The sequence below is a fragment of the Amycolatopsis vancoresmycina genome (assembly GCF_000716785.1).
GTDB classification, from domain to species: domain Bacteria; phylum Actinomycetota; class Actinomycetes; order Mycobacteriales; family Pseudonocardiaceae; genus Amycolatopsis; species Amycolatopsis vancoresmycina.
Genome location: NZ_JNYY01000012.1, coordinates 72,755 through 88,885, shown reverse-complemented (window position 1 = coordinate 88,885; position 16,131 = coordinate 72,755). Strand labels below are relative to the sequence as shown.

14 protein-coding genes are annotated in these 16,131 nt (G+C 73.7%); 8 read left to right on the top strand and 6 right to left on the bottom strand.

What is annotated here, in order from left to right; translation table 11 throughout:
- The first annotated feature begins 122 nt into the window (after positions 1-122).
- Entirely contained in the window at positions 123-917 is a 795-nt protein-coding gene (locus tag OO60_RS27250) for an alpha/beta hydrolase (RefSeq protein ID WP_003077101.1), read from the top strand.
- A 13-nt stretch (positions 918-930) separates the two neighbouring features.
- On the opposite strand, the gene OO60_RS27245 is transcribed toward OO60_RS27250, so the two are convergent.
- The 4 genes from OO60_RS27245 to OO60_RS27230 are packed head-to-tail and all read right to left on the bottom strand — an operon-like array spanning position 931 to position 4,608.
- Complete coding sequence (locus OO60_RS27245) at positions 931-1,671, bottom strand: tryptophan 2,3-dioxygenase family protein (RefSeq protein ID WP_003077099.1); 741 nt, start codon at positions 1,669-1,671, stop codon at positions 931-933.
- Positions 1,671-2,600 (bottom strand): diiron oxygenase, encoded by a 930-nt coding sequence (locus OO60_RS27240; protein ID WP_003077097.1) that lies wholly within the window; start codon positions 2,598-2,600, stop codon positions 1,671-1,673. The genes OO60_RS27245 and OO60_RS27240 overlap by 1 nt, the downstream gene beginning before the upstream one ends.
- Complete coding sequence (locus OO60_RS27235; protein WP_003077095.1) at positions 2,597-3,814, bottom strand: aminotransferase class I/II-fold pyridoxal phosphate-dependent enzyme; 1,218 nt, start codon at positions 3,812-3,814, stop codon at positions 2,597-2,599. Before OO60_RS27235 ends, OO60_RS27240 begins: the two co-directional genes overlap by 4 nt.
- Entirely contained in the window at positions 3,814-4,608 is a 795-nt protein-coding gene (locus OO60_RS27230; RefSeq protein WP_033262361.1) for an SDR family NAD(P)-dependent oxidoreductase, read from the bottom strand. Before OO60_RS27230 ends, OO60_RS27235 begins: the two co-directional genes overlap by 1 nt.
- A 165-nt stretch (positions 4,609-4,773) precedes the next feature.
- Between OO60_RS27230 and OO60_RS27225 the strand changes: the two genes are divergently transcribed.
- Complete coding sequence (locus OO60_RS27225) at positions 4,774-5,460, top strand: EthD domain-containing protein (protein WP_003077091.1); 687 nt, start codon at positions 4,774-4,776, stop codon at positions 5,458-5,460.
- Between the two features lie 65 nt (positions 5,461-5,525).
- Complete coding sequence (locus OO60_RS27220) at positions 5,526-6,710, top strand: amidohydrolase family protein (RefSeq protein ID WP_003077089.1); 1,185 nt, start codon at positions 5,526-5,528, stop codon at positions 6,708-6,710.
- Positions 6,711-6,888: 178 nt separating this feature from the next.
- On the opposite strand, the gene OO60_RS27215 is transcribed toward OO60_RS27220, so the two are convergent.
- Positions 6,889-8,352 carry an MFS transporter gene (locus OO60_RS27215; RefSeq protein ID WP_003077087.1) on the bottom strand — a complete coding sequence of 488 codons (1,464 nt, stop codon included), beginning with the start codon at positions 8,350-8,352 and terminating at the stop codon, positions 6,889-6,891.
- A 179-nt stretch (positions 8,353-8,531) separates the two neighbouring features.
- On the opposite strand from OO60_RS27215, the gene OO60_RS27210 reads away from it, so the two are divergent.
- Entirely contained in the window at positions 8,532-9,266 is a 735-nt protein-coding gene (locus tag OO60_RS27210) for a helix-turn-helix domain-containing protein (protein ID WP_003077085.1), read from the top strand.
- Positions 9,267-9,325: 59 nt separating this feature from the next.
- Here the strand turns inward: OO60_RS27210 and OO60_RS27205 are convergent, their stop codons facing one another.
- Positions 9,326-10,972 carry an NAD(P)/FAD-dependent oxidoreductase gene (locus OO60_RS27205; RefSeq protein WP_003077083.1) on the bottom strand — a complete coding sequence of 549 codons (1,647 nt, stop codon included), beginning with the start codon at positions 10,970-10,972 and terminating at the stop codon, positions 9,326-9,328.
- A 203-nt stretch (positions 10,973-11,175) separates the two neighbouring features.
- Here OO60_RS27205 and OO60_RS27200 point away from each other — a divergent pair, with 203 nt between their 5' ends.
- The 4 genes from OO60_RS27200 to OO60_RS27185 are packed head-to-tail and all read left to right on the top strand — an operon-like array spanning position 11,176 to position 16,127.
- Positions 11,176-12,000, top strand: a complete 825-nt coding sequence (locus tag OO60_RS27200) for a type 1 glutamine amidotransferase domain-containing protein (RefSeq protein ID WP_003077081.1) — start codon at positions 11,176-11,178, stop codon at positions 11,998-12,000.
- A gap of 25 nt (positions 12,001-12,025) precedes the next feature.
- Positions 12,026-13,642: a thiamine pyrophosphate-binding protein gene (locus tag OO60_RS27195; RefSeq protein WP_003077079.1), complete on the top strand. Its 1,617-nt coding sequence runs from the start codon at positions 12,026-12,028 to the stop codon at positions 13,640-13,642.
- Complete coding sequence (locus tag OO60_RS27190) at positions 13,642-14,274, top strand: DJ-1/PfpI family protein (RefSeq protein ID WP_003077077.1); 633 nt, start codon at positions 13,642-13,644, stop codon at positions 14,272-14,274. The genes OO60_RS27195 and OO60_RS27190 overlap by 1 nt, the downstream gene beginning before the upstream one ends.
- Before the next feature lie 44 nt (positions 14,275-14,318).
- Complete coding sequence (locus OO60_RS27185) at positions 14,319-16,127, top strand: AGE family epimerase/isomerase (protein ID WP_003077075.1); 1,809 nt, start codon at positions 14,319-14,321, stop codon at positions 16,125-16,127.
- Positions 16,128-16,131 lie beyond the last annotated feature (4 nt).

Genomic DNA, 16,131 nt, shown 5'->3' with positions numbered 1-16,131 from the left:
CCGACCCCCCGAGCACGCGAGCCGACCGTCCGGGTACGCGAACCGACCCTCCAGGCACGCGAACCGGCCGTCCAGGTACGCGAGGCACCCTTTCGCCGGACGACCTGCTGCCCGGCCGGCTGGTGCCCGACGTCGGCCGCTACCTCGACGAGTACTCCGCACGGACCGCCGCCGCGCGGCGGCGTCGGCACCGGACCCTGCGGTACGGCAGCGCCGAGCCCGAGCTCCTCGACTTCTTCCCCGTCCCGGGCGCCACGCGGGCCCCGCTGGTGGTGTTCGTCCACGGCGGGTTCTGGCAGGAGTCGGGGCGGCACCAGGCCGCCTTCGCCGCGGCCGGGTTCCTCGATCGCGGCGTCGCGTTCGCCGCGCTCGGCTACGGGCTGGCGCCGTCCTACCGGCTCGGCGAGATGGCCGCGATGGTGCGCCGGGCGATCCGCCTGCTGACGCACGTCGCTCCGGCCCTCGGCGTCGACCCGGCGCGCATCCACCTGGCCGGCAGCTCGGCCGGCGCGCACCTGGCCGCGATGGCCCTGCTGCCCGGCGGTGCCCCGCTCGCCGGTGTGACGCTGCTCAGCGGCCTGTACGAGCTCGAACCGCTGATCGGCTCGCCGGTCGACGACGCCTTGGCGCTCTCGGTCGTCGAGGCGCGCGAAAACAGCCCGCTGGGCAAGCTCCCGCCGGTCCTCCCGCCGGTGATCCTGGCCCGCGGCGAGCACGAACCCGCCGAGTTCGTCCGCCAGCACGACGCGATGGCCGCCACCCTGACCGCGGCCGGCGCCGACGTCACCGACCACGTCGCCGCCGGCCGCAACCACTTCGACCTGCCCTACGACCTGACGGATCCGGCCACGCCGCTCGGGGCCGCGGTGGCCGGGCAGCTCGAGTCCGCGGGCTGCAAGCGCACCCCGTTGACGTGACACGGCGCCCGCTTCAGAGGCGGGCGCGCAGTTCCCACAGCTCCGGGTAGAACCGCGCCTGCTGCCGAGCGGCGAGGTGCGCCGCCCCCGTCGTCCCGCCCGTTCCGCGCCGGCGCCCGATCTGCCGCTGCACCGTCAGCAGATGCCGCCCCTGCCACGCGGCCCAGGCCTGGTCGTGCGCGACGAGCGCCTCGGCCAGCTCCCACAGCCCGTCCCGCTCCGCCGCGATCCGGGCGTAGGCCGCGAACCGCTCCTCCTCCGCCGCCACCGGGAAGCCCGCCTTCGCCAGCACCGCCAGGTACCCGTCCCACAGCGTCGGCTCGGCCGCGCGCCGCCGCAGGCGGGACCGCTCCGCCGCCGAATACCACGGGCGGTCGAACCCGCCGTCCTGCTGAGCGCCCGACAGCAGGGCGATCTCGTGGAACTGCGCCGACTGCCCGCCGTTGCCCGTGCCGAGCACCCCGCGGAAGAGCCGGAAGTCCTGCGGGGCCATCGTGTCGAGGACGTCGAACTGGCCCAGCAGCATCCGCTGCACCGCCACCGCCCGCTCCAGCCGGCGGCGCGGGACGTGCCCGTCGCCGGTCAGCATCAGGTCGCGGGCGTCCTCGAGGTCGAACAGCAGCTGCTTGAACCACAGCTCGAACGCCTGGTGCACCACGACGAACAGCAGCTCGTCCCGCGCCCCCGGCCCCGCCTGCGGCCGCTGGAGCGCCAGCAGCGCCGGCAGCTGCAGGTAGTCCCCGTAACCCGGCATCAGCACTCCTCGCCGGTGAGCAGCCCGTGCGCGGCGAAGGCGTCCACCGCGCCGGGGACCTCGAACACGCCCGCGGACGCGCACATGCGCAGCGAAGCGCGGCAGATCGTGCGGAACCGTTCGTCGTCGGCGCGGTAGCAGTCGTCGGTGACGGCCGCGGCGGTGGCTGCGTCCAGCCCGGCCAGGCGCAGCGACGACCGCACCGGGGCGACGTCCCAGACCAGGCAGCTCTTCATCAGCTCCGGCAGCGCGAACGCCACCGCCGACCGGGTGCCCGCGTCGAGGCCGTGCCACAGCTCGTGGAAGAACGCCGTGAAGAACCGGTGGTGCCGCCCTTCGTCCTTCGCGTGGTCGCGGACCAGGTCGCGGACCGTGGTGACGACGCCGGTGTCGGCCGGGACCTCGTTGAGGATGCTGGTGACGAGCGTTTCGAACACCACGGTCTGCAGCAGCGGCGCGAGCGCCGGGTGCTCGGGCAAGGTGCCCACGACCGCGTCGTCGAGCTGCGCGACGAACCCGCCGTAGTCCCAGCGCGGGATGGCGATCCCGGTCGCCGCCGCCACCTGGGCGGCCAGGTCGAGGCTGTAGAGCGAGTGGTAGCCCTCGTCGCAGTACACCTTGAACGCGTCCAGCCGGGCCGTCGTGCCCACCGGGACGCCGCAGCGGTCGTCGGCGATCAGCTCGGCGCCGCGGTTGACCACCCGCGTCTCCAAGTGGGTCGTCGACAGCAGGAACTGGTACAGGTGCCGGACGGCCAGCTCCCGCCGCCGCGGCGCCGGAAGCGCCGCCACGGCCTCGTGCGCCAGGTACGGCACCAGCCGCTCCGGGAAGAACACCTTGCCGGCGGCGGAGTCGTCGTGCAGCATCCGCCGGACGCCGGTGCGCACGCCGGCGGCCTCGTACCAGCCGTCGAGCGGGCCGCGGCTCATCGCGGACCCCGCGGAAGCGCACCCAGCCGCCGGACGGCCTCCCGCACCAGGGCCGCGTCGGTGGCGAAGCAGAGCCGGAACCAGCCCGGCTCCGGCGCGCCGAACGCCGACCCGGGCAGGACGTTGACCCGCGCCGAATCCAGGATCCGCCGCCACAGCTCGTGCTCACCCGGCGTGCCCGGTTCCGCCAGCCACGCGCGCAGGTCCAGCCACACCGAGAACCCGGCGCCCGCCGGCACGTGCGGCACACCCGCGTCCGCCAGCGCGGCCGTGACGCCGGTGTAGGCCGCGCCCAGCCGGGCGCGGGAAGCGTCGAGGTAGCCGCGCACCCAGTCGCCGTCGGCGAGGAGCCCGGCCAGCAGCGCCTGGGTGTCGCTCGACACCGGCGCGAAGTACGCGAGCGCGCGGGCCGCGGCCAGCACTTCGGGGTCCCGGCTGCACAGCGCGCCCACCTTGAGCCCCGGCAGCCCGAAGTCCTTGGCGAAGCCCCAGACGACGTGCACCCGCGGGCCGCCGTCGAGCACGCTGGTGAACGGCACCGGGCCGAACACCGAGCCGGCGTAGATCTCGTCGGCGACGACGTCGAGGTCGAGCCGGGCGGCGACGGCGAGCAGCTCGCGCAGCGCCCCGGGCGGGTGGACGCGGCCGGTCGGGTTGTCCGGGGAGGTCAGCACCAGCGCCCGCACGGTTTCGCCGCGGCGGCGCGCGGCGACCACCGTCTCGGCCACGACGGCCGGGTCGAGCCGGAAGCCGTCCGCGGCGCGCATCGGAGCCGGCAGCAGCCGCGCGCCGGACCGGACCGTGAGCAGCACCTCGAGCGCGCCGTAGTAGGGGGCGGGCACGACGACGGCGTCACCCGGGTCGCACAGCACGCTCGCGGCGATGTCGAGGGCAGCGCTGGCCCCGCTGACGACCACCAGCTCGTCGGCGTCGACCGCGGTGTTCAGGAGCCGGGAAAGCTGGGCGGCGGTCGCTTCGCGCAGCTTGCGCGAGCCGTGCAGCGGGCCGTACCGGACGTCGGCCGGGGTCAGCCGCCGCGGCGCCGTGACGCGGCCGGCCAGCAGGTCCCAGACCAGCCGGTTCTCCGCCGTGCCCAGGTTGAGGAAGCCGCCGGGGTTGGCGACCGGGTGGTACGGGTCCGCTTCGGCGCGCAGGTGGGCCGCGGCGATCGCCGGGACGTGCCCGGCCAGCGCGGCGGCGCGCTTGGCCACCATCAGCGGCCCGCTTCCGGGCCGGTGACCAGGCCGGGGTGCACGCCGAGGCCGCGCGAGGCGTCCAGCACCGCGCCGTGCAGCAGCGCCGCCGGTTCTTCGCACAGCCACCAGGTCAGCTCGGCGAGTTCGGCCGGGTCGAGCAGCCGCCCGCCGGGCAGCCGGCTCGTCAGCTCGGCCAGCTGCGGCTCGCTCAGCGCGTCGAGCAGGCTCGCGCGCAGCATCGGCGTGTGCGTCGCGCCGGGGCAGATCGCGAACACGTGCACCGGGTCGTGCACGAGCTGCGCGGCGAGGTGGCGGGTCAGGTAGGCCAGCGCCGCCTTGCTCATCCCGTCGGCGACGTCGAACGCCGGGAAAGTGGCGATCCCGCCGCCGACGCTGCAGACGTTGACGATCTTGCCGTAGCCGCGGTCCAGCATGGCCGGCAGCAGCGCCCGGATCATCCACAGTGGACCGGCGCTGTTGATCCGCAGGAACGCTTCGTCGCGTTCCTCGACCGGGCCGTCGACGACGTTCTCGACGGTCTTGGTGCCGACCGCGGCGTTGTTGACCAGGACGTCCACCGGGCCGTGGACCCGCTCCAGCAGCCGCCGGTGGCTCCCGGCGTCCCCCTGGTCCAGTTCGAACGCCTCCGCCTTGCCGCCGCGGCCGGCCACCTCGGCGACCAGCCGCGCGGCCGCGTCCGGGTGGGACCGGTAGGTGAACCAGACCCGGTCGCCGCCGAGCGCGAACCTGCGCACCATCGCCTCGCCCAGGCCACTCGAGCCACCGGTGACGAGCACTCCACGTCCAGCCATGCCACGGATTCTCACGGCGGAACCGCCGTCACCGCACCGATCCGGGAGCTACTTCGTGCGGTCGCGGCCCGACTTGGGGGAGTGCGCCCGGCGCCCTTGCCGCCCGCGCGCGCCGCGCGGTGCCATGGGATCCGGTCACCACGCGCACCGACAAGGGAGCACCGCATGATCCACCAACTGATCTTCGCCCACCCCAAGCCGGGGATGAGCGAACAGGAGTTCCAGCGCTACTGGGTCGAAGAGCACGCGGTCCGGTACGCCGCCAAGATCCCGCAGATCAGGAAGTACCTGATCGACACGCGGATCCCGTTCGGACCCGAGCCGGAAGATCCGATGTGGAGCGGCGTCGCGGAGATCTGGCTGGCCAACGACGAAGAGCAGCTGGCCTCGCTGCAGACCGACGAATTCCTCAACGGTGCCCGGCTCGACGAGCCGCGCTGGGCCGCCTTCTGGCGCACGGTGGTCCTCGACACCGACGCCCGCGAAGTCGTCCCCGGCCGGGCCGACGCGGGCGGTGTCAAGCTGATCCAGCTGGTCAAGCGCCGCGAAGGGCTGCCGCTGGCCGAGTTCCGCGACCGGCTGCGCGGCAAGTACGCCGACCTCGCCGCCGAGGTCCCCGGGCTGCGCCGGTACCTGCAGGGCACCACCCGCGACGGCTACTACGGCGTCGGCGAGGCGCTGCTGGACGCGGCGCAGCAGCTGTGGTTCGACGACACCGACGCGCTCGCGGCGGCGCTGGACTCGCCGGCGTACCAGCGGGCGCACGAAGAGCTGCTGTCCATTGTGGAACCCCGGTACGTGCACGAGCTGGTCGTGCGGGAGAACTGGATCATCGGTCCCGAGCCGCGCTGAACCCCGGATGCCCGAGGCCGCCGTCCTGCCGGACGGCGGCCTTCCCGTGCCAGGAGGAGGTTCCCGTGCCGCCCTTGCTGTTCCGTGACGTCCGGCTGTTCGACGGCCACGGCGTCCACCCGCGGACGAGCGTGCTCGCCGACGGCGGCCGGATCACCGCGGTCGGCGACGGGCTGACGGCGCCCGGCGCCGACGTCGTCGCGGGCGCGGGCCGGACGCTGCTGCCCGGCCTGATTGACGCGCACGTGCACATCACGCGCTCCGGGCTGCGGCACGGCTTCGCCTTCGGTGTCACCACGCAGCTCGACATGTTCGCCGACCCCGCCGTGCTGTGGGCCCTGCGTGCCGAGGCTGCGCGCGGCGGGGCCGTCTCGGACTTCCGGTCGGCGGGGACCGGTGCCACGGCCCCGGGCGGGCACCCGGCCCAGCTCGTCCACCACGGACTGTTCGGGCCGTTCCCGACGCTGGCGTCGCCGTCGGAGGCGCCCGCGTTCGTCGCGGCGCGCGTGGCCGAGGGCTCGGACTACCTGAAGGTGTTCGCGTCCTCGGTGCCGGGGGAGGGGCACCGGCCGTCGCTGACCGCGGACGCCGTGGCCGCGCTGGTCGCGGCGGCGCACGAGCACGGGCTGCTCGCGGTGGTGCACGCGATGGACGTGCGGTCCGCACTGGCGGCCGTCCGCGCCGGTGCGGACGGTCTGGTGCACCTGCCGTTCGACCGGCCGCCCGGCCCGGAGTTCGTCGCGGAACTCGCGGCGCGGGACGCCTTCGTGGTGCCGACGCTGACGGTGCTGGAGTCGTTCTGCGGCCGCCCGGGCGCGGTGGAGCCCGAGGCGGCGCGGGTCCTGGACGCGGCCGCGCTGGCGACCCTGACGGCGACGATGGCCACGGAGGCGACCGACGGCTACGCGGCCGGGTATGCGGCCGACGTCGTGGCGCCGCTGGCCCGCGCGGGGGTGTGCGTGCTCGCGGGGACCGACGCCGGTGCGCCCGGGACCGCGCACGGGCTGAGCCTGCACCGGGAGCTCGCGCTGCTGGTCGAGGCCGGGCTCACCCCGCAGGCGGCCCTGACGGCCGCGACTTCGGCGCCGGCACGCCGCTTCGGCCTCGCGGACCGCGGGGAGGTCGTTGCGGGGAAGCGGGCGGATCTGGTGCTGGTGGAGGGTGACCCCCTGGCCGACATCCGCGCGACCCGGCGGCCGGCCGCGGTCTGCCGGGAAGGCGTCCTGCACGAAGTGCGGTCTTCCGGGTAGCGAGCTCCTGGCGTGGCGGGGCCGCCGGTGCCGCGAATGACTCATTCGCGGCGTCGGAGGTCCCGAATGAGTCATTCGCGACACTTCCGGGGCGCCGGCAACCGGGTCTGGGTCAGGAACAGAGGCGCCCGCCGGTCCCTGGGAAGACCGGCGAGCGCCTGCTCGGGGGGTGGGTGGTTCAGTCGTTGACGCCCGCGGCGACCGGGGCCGCGGCGGCCGCGGTCCGGCGGCCGCGCAGGAAGACCGTGGCCACCGCCGCGCCGAACAACGCGATCAGTGCCGCCGTCAGCAGGCCCGCGTGCAGGCCGCTCGTCGTCGCCGCCGCCGTGTCGCCGGTGACCGCCAGGCTCGCCGTGCGGGCGGTGACCACCGCCGCGAGCACCGGCAGCCACACCGCGCTGCCCAGCTGCTGCGCCGTCTGCGCCAGGCCGCCGGCCAGGCCCTGCTTGTCGTCCGGCAGCCCCGACGTCACCGTGATGTTGAACGCGATGACCGCCGTCACGTGCCCGAAGCCGAGGCCGATGTTGGTCAGCACCAGCAGCGTGAAGTTCCCGGTCTGCGGCAGCAGCACCATCAGCCCGGTCGACACCGCCTGCAGCAGCAGCCCGCAGACGAGCGCGCGCGGCACGCCGAGCGCGCCGATCGTCCGGTTCCCGATCAGCCCGCCGATCACCGCGGAACCGCCGAGCGGGATCAGCGACAGGCCGGTGCGCATCGGGCTGTAGCCCAGCACGTCCTGCATGTAGAGCGTTTCCAGCACGGTCGCGCCACCGCACATGCCGAAGGTGATGAACCCGGCCAGCCCGCCCCACTTCACCGACCGCCGCCGCAGGACGTCCAGCGGCGCCAGCGGGGCCGGGTGTTTCGCCTCGGCGTACAGGAACAAGCCCAGGAACACCACACCGGCGGCGAGGGTCCCGATCGTCGCCGGGCTCGCCCAGCCGGCGCTGTCGCCGGTCGAGATGCCGTAGACGAGCGCCAGGATGCCGGCCGTGGCGAGCACCGCGCCGGGCACGTCGAGCCGGGCGGCGTTGGCGTCCTTGCTCTCCTCCAGCAGCGCGATCGCGGCGACGAACACCAGCCCGCCGATGATCGCCAGCAGCAGCATGGTCCAGCGCCAGCTGAGGGCGCCGGTGATGATGCCGCCGCTGATCACCCCGACGATGAAGCCGAGCATCAGCACCGCGCCGTTGACGCTGAGCGCCTTCTGCCGTTCCGGCCCCTCGCGGAACGACGTCGTCAGCAGCGACATCGCCGACGGGCCGACCATCGCCGCGCCGATGCCCTGGCCGGCCCGGGCCAGGATGAGCAGCCACGGCGTCTCGGCGAGGCCGCCGGCGAGCGAGAACACCGTGAACAGCGCGACGCCGATGAGGAACAGGCGGCGGCGGCCGAACAGGTCGGACGCCCGCCCGAACAGCAGCAGGAACCCGGCGATGAACAGGATGAAGGCGGTCATCACCCACTGCAGGTCCGCGGTGGAGGTGAAGCCGAGGTCGTGCCCGATCGCGGGCAGGGCCACGCTGACGATCGAAAAGTCGAGCGCGACCATGAACTGCGATGCGCAGAGCATGATGAGGAGGAGCCAGCGCCGGGCGCCGAAGCGCGTGGGCGGGTCCGGCCGGGATGCGTCAGTAGCCATGGGACCAGCCTGGGGCACCCGTCGCGCGCGTGGAGAGCCTGAACCAGTCGTGGTATTGGCAGTACCAGCATGAGCCGGTTCTGGCTGACCGCGCCGGCCGGGGCGCATGCTGGCGCCAGGCCGTGCCGTCGCACGTGTTGCCGGCCTTCCCCCATCCTCCTGGCGAGAAGGAGCCAGCCATGCATTCACTCGACGTCGCCGCGGCGACCGAGGACCCGATCCGCCGGATCCCGTCCGGCTTCATGCTCGGCAGCAAGACCCTGGCCCGCGGCGCGGAACTGGGGTTCGTCGAGTCCGACTTCTACTTCGTCGGCCGCGGCGGGGTGCTGGGCGACGTCGACTCCGACGTCGTCGCGGCCGGCTTCACCTTCGTCAACGCCGAGTCGCTGCGGGTGGTCTGGGAACGCAGCCGTGACGTCCTGCCGCGGCAGGAGGCGTCGGTCGAGTTCGCGATCTGCGCGGCCGACTGGGCTCAGGAGCACATCCCGGACGAGTTCGACGCGGCCCGCCTGGCCGAGCTCCTGGACCCGGTCGTCGCCGCGGCGGGCCCCGAACTGGCCCCGGTGTTCGCCGGCTGGCGGGCCCTGGAGGTGCCGGCCGAGCCGAAGGCGCACGCCCTGCACCAGCTCAACGTCCTGCGCGAGCTGCGCGGCGCCCGCCACATGGTCGCGGTCCTCGCGGGCGACCTGGCCCCGCAGGACGCGCTGCGCTACCACTCGCCGTCGGTGATCTGGGACCTGTTCGGCTGGCCGGGCCAGCTGGAGGCGTCGCGGGTCCGCCAGGTCGGCAAGCGCTGGCAGAGCGCGATCGACGTGACCAACCAGCTGCTCGCCCCGGTGTTCGACGTGCTCTCGGACGCCGAACGCGGTGAGCTGGTGACGTTGCTGCAGTACCTGCTGACCGTGACGTCCTGACCCGGGCGCGCGGAAAGGCCACCCGGGCGCGGCCCGGGTGGCCTTTCCGCTGTCCGGCCTCAGGACCCGGCGCGGTAGCGGTGGATGAGCGAGGCGGCCATGGCGCCTTCGCCGACCCCGGACGCGATCCGCTTGACCGAGCCGGCCCGCGCGTCCCCGGCCGCGAACACCCCCGGCATGTTCGTCTCCAGCAGGAACGGCCGCCGTGGCAGGTCCCAGCCGGTCCGGGGGCCGTCGGGCAGGTCGGGGCCGGTCAGCAGGAAACCGTGGGCGTCACGGGCCACCGCGTCCGCCAGCCACTCCGTGCGGGGGCGGGCGCCGATGAACGTGAACAGGTACTCCGCGTCCTCTGTGGACACCCGGCCGGTGCGGCGGTCGCACAGGGTCAGGCGGCGCAGGCGGTCGTCGCCGTCCACCGCGACCACCGTCGTGTCCAGGCGGACGTCGATCGCCGGGTGGCGGCGGATCTCGTCGATCAGGTAGCGCGACATCGAAGACTCCACAGAGGACCCGCGCACCAGCAGCGTCACCTGCGACGCGTGCTCGGCGAAGTGCAGCGCCGCCTGGCCCGCCGAATTCGCCCCGCCGACGATCCACACGTGCCCCTGCGCGCAGTTCGTCGTCTCCGAAGTCGTGGCCCCGTAGTAGATCCCGGCTCCTTCGAACCGTTCCGCGCCGGCCGCCGCCAGCCGCTGGTACGCGAGTCCGGTCGCCAGCAGCACCGCGCCCGCGGTCACCTCCCGGCCGTCCGAAAGGCACAGCACCCGGGCCCGGCCCGCCGCGCGCAACGCGACCGCCGAAACCGGCGCCAGGATGTCGGTGCCGAACCGCCGGGCCTGCGCCACCGCGCGCCGGGTCAGCTCCGCGCCCGACACCCCGGCGGGGAAGCCCAGGTAGTTCTCGATCCGGCTCGACGTGCCCGCCTGCCCGCCCGGCACGTAGGCGTCCACCAGCAGCGTGCTCAGCCCCTCGGACGAGCCGTAGACGGCCGCCGCCAGCCCGGTCGGGCCGCCGCCGACGATCACCGTGTCGTAGTGCGGCCGGTCCACGGCCGGGGCGAGCCCCAGCACCTCGGCCAGCTCCCGGTGCGTCGGCTGCGACAGCCGGGTCCCGTCGGGCAGGTGCACCCGCGGCCACGCCGTGCCCTCGGCGTCGGCGCCGCTCGCCGTCGTGACGTCGACGAAGCGGAACGGCTGCTGGTGGCGGGTCAGGAAGTCGCGCAGGCGGTGCGTGGCGGGCGCGAACGGGTGGCCGACGACGCGGATGCCGCCGTAGGGCGGGCAGTAGGCCGCCTCCCACGACGCGAGCAGGTCGTCGAGCACCGGGTAGAGCCGCTCCTCCGGCGGCTCCCACGGCTTGACGAGGTAGTGGTCCAGGCGCACCTCGTTGATCGCGGTGATCGCGACGGACGTGTCCGCGTACGCGGTCAGCAGCACCTTCTTGGCCGCGGGGAAACGATCCCGCGCGTGCCCGAGGAACTCGGTGCCGGTCATCTCCGGCATCCGCTGGTCCACCAGCAGCAACGCCGCTTCGGTGCCGCGCTCGCGCAGCGTGTCGAGGATGCCCAGTGCCGCCCGGGGCGTGCCGGTGGCCAGGACGCGGTACCGGTCGCGGTAGCGGCCGAGGTCCCGCCTCAGCGCGCTGAGGACGGTCGGGTCGTCGTCGACGACCAGCAGGGCGGGCGCGGACTGCTTGGCGGTCACCATGATCGCAGTGTCCGCACCGCACCCACCCGCGCCGATCCCGACGTCACGAAGTCCGCCGAGGTACCCCCGAACCGACGCCCGGCACCCGGCCCGACTTGTCGAAGTGACGGTGCCGTAAGGCTTTTCCCTGGCCCCGCGGCCGATCCGGTTGCTTCACTGGCCTCAGCCCGGATTCCGGGAAGTTCACCAGCACGGGAGTGCCGATGTCCAAGAAGATCCTGTACGTGCTCTCCGAGTACGGCTACTGGGGTGAGGAGCTGCTCGGCCCGGTGACCGCCACCGACGCGGCCGGCTACGAGAGCGTGTTCGCCACCCCCAACGGGAAACGGCCGCAGGCGCTGCCGCCGAGCCTCGACCCCGGCTACGTCGACCCGCCGCTGGGCCGCTCGGTCACCACGCCCGAGGTCGCCGTCGCCGCGCGCGAGCTCGACGAGTCCGCCCGGCTGGACGACCCGCTGAGCCTGGCCGACCTGATCCCGGAACGGCCGTACCACAGCGAACCCGGCTTCCTGCGGCTGATCGAGGCGTACTACCGCGATCTGTCCACCCTGGACACCGAGGTCGCCCGGTACGACGCGCTGGTCATCGTCGGCGGCAGCGGCCCGATCGTCGACCTGGCCAACAACGGGCGGCTGCACGAGCTGATCCTCGCCTTCGTCCGCGCGGACAAGCCGGTCGTCGGCGAGTGCTACGGCGTCGCGCCGCTGGCCTTCGCCCGCGACTGGGAGGACCGGACCAGCATCATCCGCGGCAAGCACGTCACCGGCCACTGCAAGGAGTACGACTACAAGGACGGCACCGGGTTCGTCGGCGTCGACTTCAACATGGGGCCGCCGCCGTACCCGCTGGAGTACATCCTCCGCGACGCCACCGCCCCGGACGGCCGCTACCACGGCAACGTGGGCAAGGAGACGTCGGTGATCGTCGACTACCCGTTCATCACCGCCCGGTCCACCCCGGACTCGTTCCTCGCCGGCCAGAAGCTGGTCGAGGTGCTGGAACAGGGCTTGCGCCGCTTCGGCTGGTGACCGCGGAAGAGTAAAGGAGCACACGATGACCGCACGCGCGGGCCGGGTGGCGATGCTCGAGCAGTTCGCCGCCGACGGCATGACCCGGATGTTCGGCAACCCGGGCACGGTGGAACAGGGCTTCCTCGACGAGCTCGAGAACTTCCCCGGCATCGGCTACGTGCTGGGCCTGCAGGAGGCGGCGGTCGTCGGGATCGCCGACGGGTACGCCAGGGCCGGCGGCCGGCCGGCGCTCGTCCAGCTGCACACGGGCGTCGGCCTCGGCAACGGGATCGGCATGCTGTACCAGGCCATGCGGGGGCATTCGCCGCTGGTCGTGATCGCGGGCGAGGCCGGCGTCCGCTACGACGCGCTCGACGCGCAGATGGCGGCCGACCTGGTCGCCATGGCGCGCCCGGTGACGAAGTACGCGACGCGGGTGCTGCACCCCGGCTCGCTGCTGCGGGTGCTGCGGCGGGCGGTGAAGATCGCGATGACCCCGCCGCGCGGCCCGGTGTTCGTTTCGCTGCCGATGGACGTGCTCGACGAGCTCACCACCGAGCCCGCGGTGCGCACGGTGGTGCCGACCCGCGCGGTGCTGCCGGTGCCGGGCGAGCTCGACCGGGCGGCCGCGCTGCTGGCGTCGGCGCAGCAGCCGATCGTGCTGCTCGGCGACGGCGTCTCGGTGTCCGGCGCGCAGGCCGAGCTGACCCGGGTGGCCGAGCTGCTCAACGCGCCGGTGTGGGGGGTGAACGACTCCGAGGTCAACATGGACACCACGCACCCGCTCTACCGCGGGCAGCTCGGGCACATGTTCGGCACGCACAGCGCGGGCGTCGTCGCCGGCGCCGACGCGGTGCTGATCGCCGGCACCTACGTCTTCCCGGAGGTGTTCCCGGAACTACGCAGCCCGTTCGCGCCGGGTGCGAAGATCGTCCACGTCGACCTGAACGACTACGAGGTGGCGAAGAACTTCCCGGTGGACGTGCCGCTGGTGGCCGACCCGAAGCCGACCCTGGCCGCGCTCGGCGACCTGCTCGCCGACGAACTGCCCGACACGGGCTGGACCGACCTCGCCCGCCACACCTGGACCGCCCCCGAGGTGACCGACGACAGCCCCCTGGCCGAGCGGTTCGCCGCCGCGCTGGCCGCCCAGGCCGGCCCGGACCTGGTGGTGTTCGACGAGGCGCTGACCGCGTCACCCGGTCTGGTCAAGCACCTGCCGCCGCGCGTGCCGGGGAACTACTTCCTCACTCGGGGCGGTTCCCTCGGCGTCGGCATCACCGGGGCGATCGGCGCGAAACTGGCCCGGCCGGAGGCGCAGGTCGTCGGGTTCACCGGCGACGGCGGCAGCATGTACACCCCGCAGGCGCTGTGGACGGCCGCGCGCTACGGCATCGCCGCCCGGTTCGTCGTCTGCAACAACGGCCGCTACCGGCTCCTGGACCACAACCTCGACCAGTACCGGGCCGAGCGCGGCATCGAGCCGCACGGCTACCCCGGCGGCTTCGCGCTCGGCGACCCGGAGATCGGCTTCGTCGAGCTCGCCGCGGCCATGGGCGTCGACGGCGTCCGCGTGGCCAAGGTGTCCGAAGTGGACGATGCCGTCGAACGGATGCTGGCCGCTTCCGGGCCGTTCCTGATCGACCTGGTGACGGCGTGATGAAGCAGCTGGTGCCGCGCGAAGGCGGCGTGCTGACCGGGCGGACGATCGCGATCCTGCTCGAAGCCGACTACGTCGAGCCGGAACTGCACTACTACGAACGCCGGTTCGCCGAGGAGGGCGCCACCGTCCGCTGGCTCACCCGGCTCTGGGGCCAGGACTCGCTGACCTTCACCGGGCACGAGTTCGGCCTGCCGGTGACCGTCGACGACGACCTCGAGCGGGTCGACGACGACACCCTCGCCGGGTTCGACGCGCTGATCGTGCCCTCGGGGATGGTCTCCGACCGCCTGCGCTACACCGAGGATCCGGCTCGCCTCGCCCCGGCCGTGGACCTGCTGCGCCGCGCGTTCGGCATGCCCGGGGTGCTGAAAGGCGTGATCTGCCACGGAATGTGGCTGGTTTCCCCGATCCCGGAGCACGTCCGCGGCCGCCGGGTGACCGCGCACGTGAACCTCCTCGGCGACGTGCGCAACATGGGCGCGGTCTACACCGACCAGGACGTCGTCGTCGACGGCGACCTGGTCACCGCGCGCAGCGCCGACCACTGCCACCTGTTCGCCCGGGCGATCATCGACCTGGTCGCGGCGCGCTCGGCGCGGCGGCCCCGCCGGTGGCGCCGCGCCAGCTGACCGATGCACTGTCCACTTCGGATCTCCGGCCGGGAGTGCCTGTCATGACCGACTTCCCCTTCTCCGACCTGGTGGCCGCGCGCGTCACCGGCTACGACCGCCGCACGCGGGTGGCCGACCTGCGCACGCACGACGGCCGTCCGGTTCGCGCCGAGCTGACCCCGACGACGTCGGCGCGGTTCCTGCGCAACCTCGGCGAGCCGGGCGCGGACGCCACCGGCGAGCTCGACGAGCTCCTGGAACCGGGCCGTCCGCTGTTCGCCTACGGCGTGTTCTACCCGGACCGCGGCGGGCACGTCTTCGAGGCCAAGGACATCGTGTTCTGCGGCCGGTCGGCGACGGAGTACGCGTTCGAGGAGCGCGGGTGGTGGGTCCGGCAGCTGGCCGAGCTGGCCCGGTTCTACCGCCGGGCCCAGTTCGGCACCGCCGCGCCCGCCGACTTCGCCGACTACCGCACGGTCCTGCGCCTCGGCGGCGACAAGAGCGACCACCACGTGCAGGAGACCGACACGATCTCGCGGCTGGTCTACGGGATGGCGTCGGCGTTCCTGCTCACCGGCGAAGAGGACTACCTGCGCGTCGCCGAGAGCGGCACCGAGTACCTGCGCGAGCACATGCGGTTCGTCGACCGCGACGAGGACGTCGTCTACTGGTACCACGGCATCGACGTCCGCGGCGGCTACCACGAGAAGCTGTTCACCTCCGAGTTCGGCGACGACTACCACGCCATCCCGGCCTACGAGCAGATCTACGCCCTCGCCGGCCCGGCCCAGACCTACCGGATCACCGGCGACCCGCGGATCGCCGACGACGCCGAGGCGACCCTGCGGCTGTTCCGCCGGTTCTTCCGGGACCCCGAGCACGGCGGCTACTTCTCGCACATCGACCCGCTCCGGCTGAGCCCGCACGAGGAGTCGCTCGGGCCGAACCGGGCGCGCAAGAACTGGAACTCGATCGGCGACCACGCGCCCGCGTACCTGGTCAACCTGTTCCTGGCGACCGGCGACGAGCGGCACGCGGACATGCTGGAGGAGACGTTCGACCTGATCGTCGAGCACTTCCCGGACGAAGGCAGCCCGTTCGTGCGCGAGCGCTTCCACGCCGACTGGACCCCCGACACCGGGCACGGCTGGCAGCAGGACCGCGCGGTCGTCGGCCACAACCTCAAGATCGCCTGGAACCTCCTGCGGATGAACGCGATCCGGCCCAAGGCGGCCTACCGGGAACTGGCCGCCCGGATCGGCAAGTCCCTGCCCGAGTACGGCGCCGACCTGCGCCGCGGCGGCTGGTACGACGTCGTCGAGCGGACGACGGCGCCCGGGCACGGGCGGCACCGGTTCGTCTGGCACGACCGCAAGGCGTGGTGGCAGCAGGAGCAGGCGATCCTCGCCTACCTGGTGCTCGCGGGCAACGGCGGCGACCCGGCCTTCCTCGACCAGGCCCGCCAGGCTTCGGCGTTCTACAACGCCTTCTTCCTCGACCACGACGAGGGCGGCGTCTACTTCAACGTGCTCGCGTCCGGCATCCCGTACCTGCTCGGCACCGAACGGCTGAAGGGTAGCCACTCGATGAGCATGTACCACGCCTCCGAGTTGTGCTACCTCGCCACGGTGTACCAGCGGCTGCTGATCGGCGGGGAACCGCTGTCGCTGTGGTTCCGCCCGCGCGCCGACGCCGGCCGGGTGCTGCGGGTGGCGCCGGACGCGCTGCCGCCGGGCCGGGTCCGGCTCGACTGGGTCGAGGTCGACGGACGGCCGTACGCCGGCTACGACCCCGAGCGCCTGCTGGTGCGCCTGCCCGCCAGCGACGGCGAACTGACCGTGTGCGCCCACCTCTCGCCGGTGGACCGCTGATCGC

Excerpts from the sequence above, each read along its gene's own strand:
- OO60_RS27200 (WP_003077081.1), top strand. The coding sequence starts at position 11,176 with ATGTCCAAGAAGATCCTGTACGTGCTCTCCGAGTACGGCTACTGGGGT.
- OO60_RS27235 (WP_003077095.1), bottom strand. The coding sequence starts at position 3,814 with ATGGTGGCCAAGCGCGCCGCCGCGCTGGCCGGGCACGTCCCGGCGATC.
- OO60_RS27190 (WP_003077077.1), top strand. The coding sequence starts at position 13,642 with ATGAAGCAGCTGGTGCCGCGCGAAGGCGGCGTGCTGACCGGGCGGACG.
- OO60_RS27245 (WP_003077099.1), bottom strand. The coding sequence starts at position 1,671 with ATGCCGGGTTACGGGGACTACCTGCAGCTGCCGGCGCTGCTGGCGCTC.
- OO60_RS27230 (WP_033262361.1), bottom strand. The coding sequence starts at position 4,608 with ATGGCTGGACGTGGAGTGCTCGTCACCGGTGGCTCGAGTGGCCTGGGC.
- OO60_RS27195 (WP_003077079.1), top strand. The coding sequence starts at position 12,026 with ATGACCGCACGCGCGGGCCGGGTGGCGATGCTCGAGCAGTTCGCCGCC.
- OO60_RS27215 (WP_003077087.1), bottom strand. The coding sequence starts at position 8,352 with ATGGCTACTGACGCATCCCGGCCGGACCCGCCCACGCGCTTCGGCGCC.
- OO60_RS27210 (WP_003077085.1), top strand. The coding sequence starts at position 8,532 with ATGCATTCACTCGACGTCGCCGCGGCGACCGAGGACCCGATCCGCCGG.
- OO60_RS27225 (WP_003077091.1), top strand. The coding sequence starts at position 4,774 with ATGATCCACCAACTGATCTTCGCCCACCCCAAGCCGGGGATGAGCGAA.
- OO60_RS27185 (WP_003077075.1), top strand. The coding sequence starts at position 14,319 with ATGACCGACTTCCCCTTCTCCGACCTGGTGGCCGCGCGCGTCACCGGC.
- OO60_RS27240 (WP_003077097.1), bottom strand. The coding sequence starts at position 2,600 with ATGAGCCGCGGCCCGCTCGACGGCTGGTACGAGGCCGCCGGCGTGCGC.
- OO60_RS27205 (WP_003077083.1), bottom strand. The coding sequence starts at position 10,972 with ATGGTGACCGCCAAGCAGTCCGCGCCCGCCCTGCTGGTCGTCGACGAC.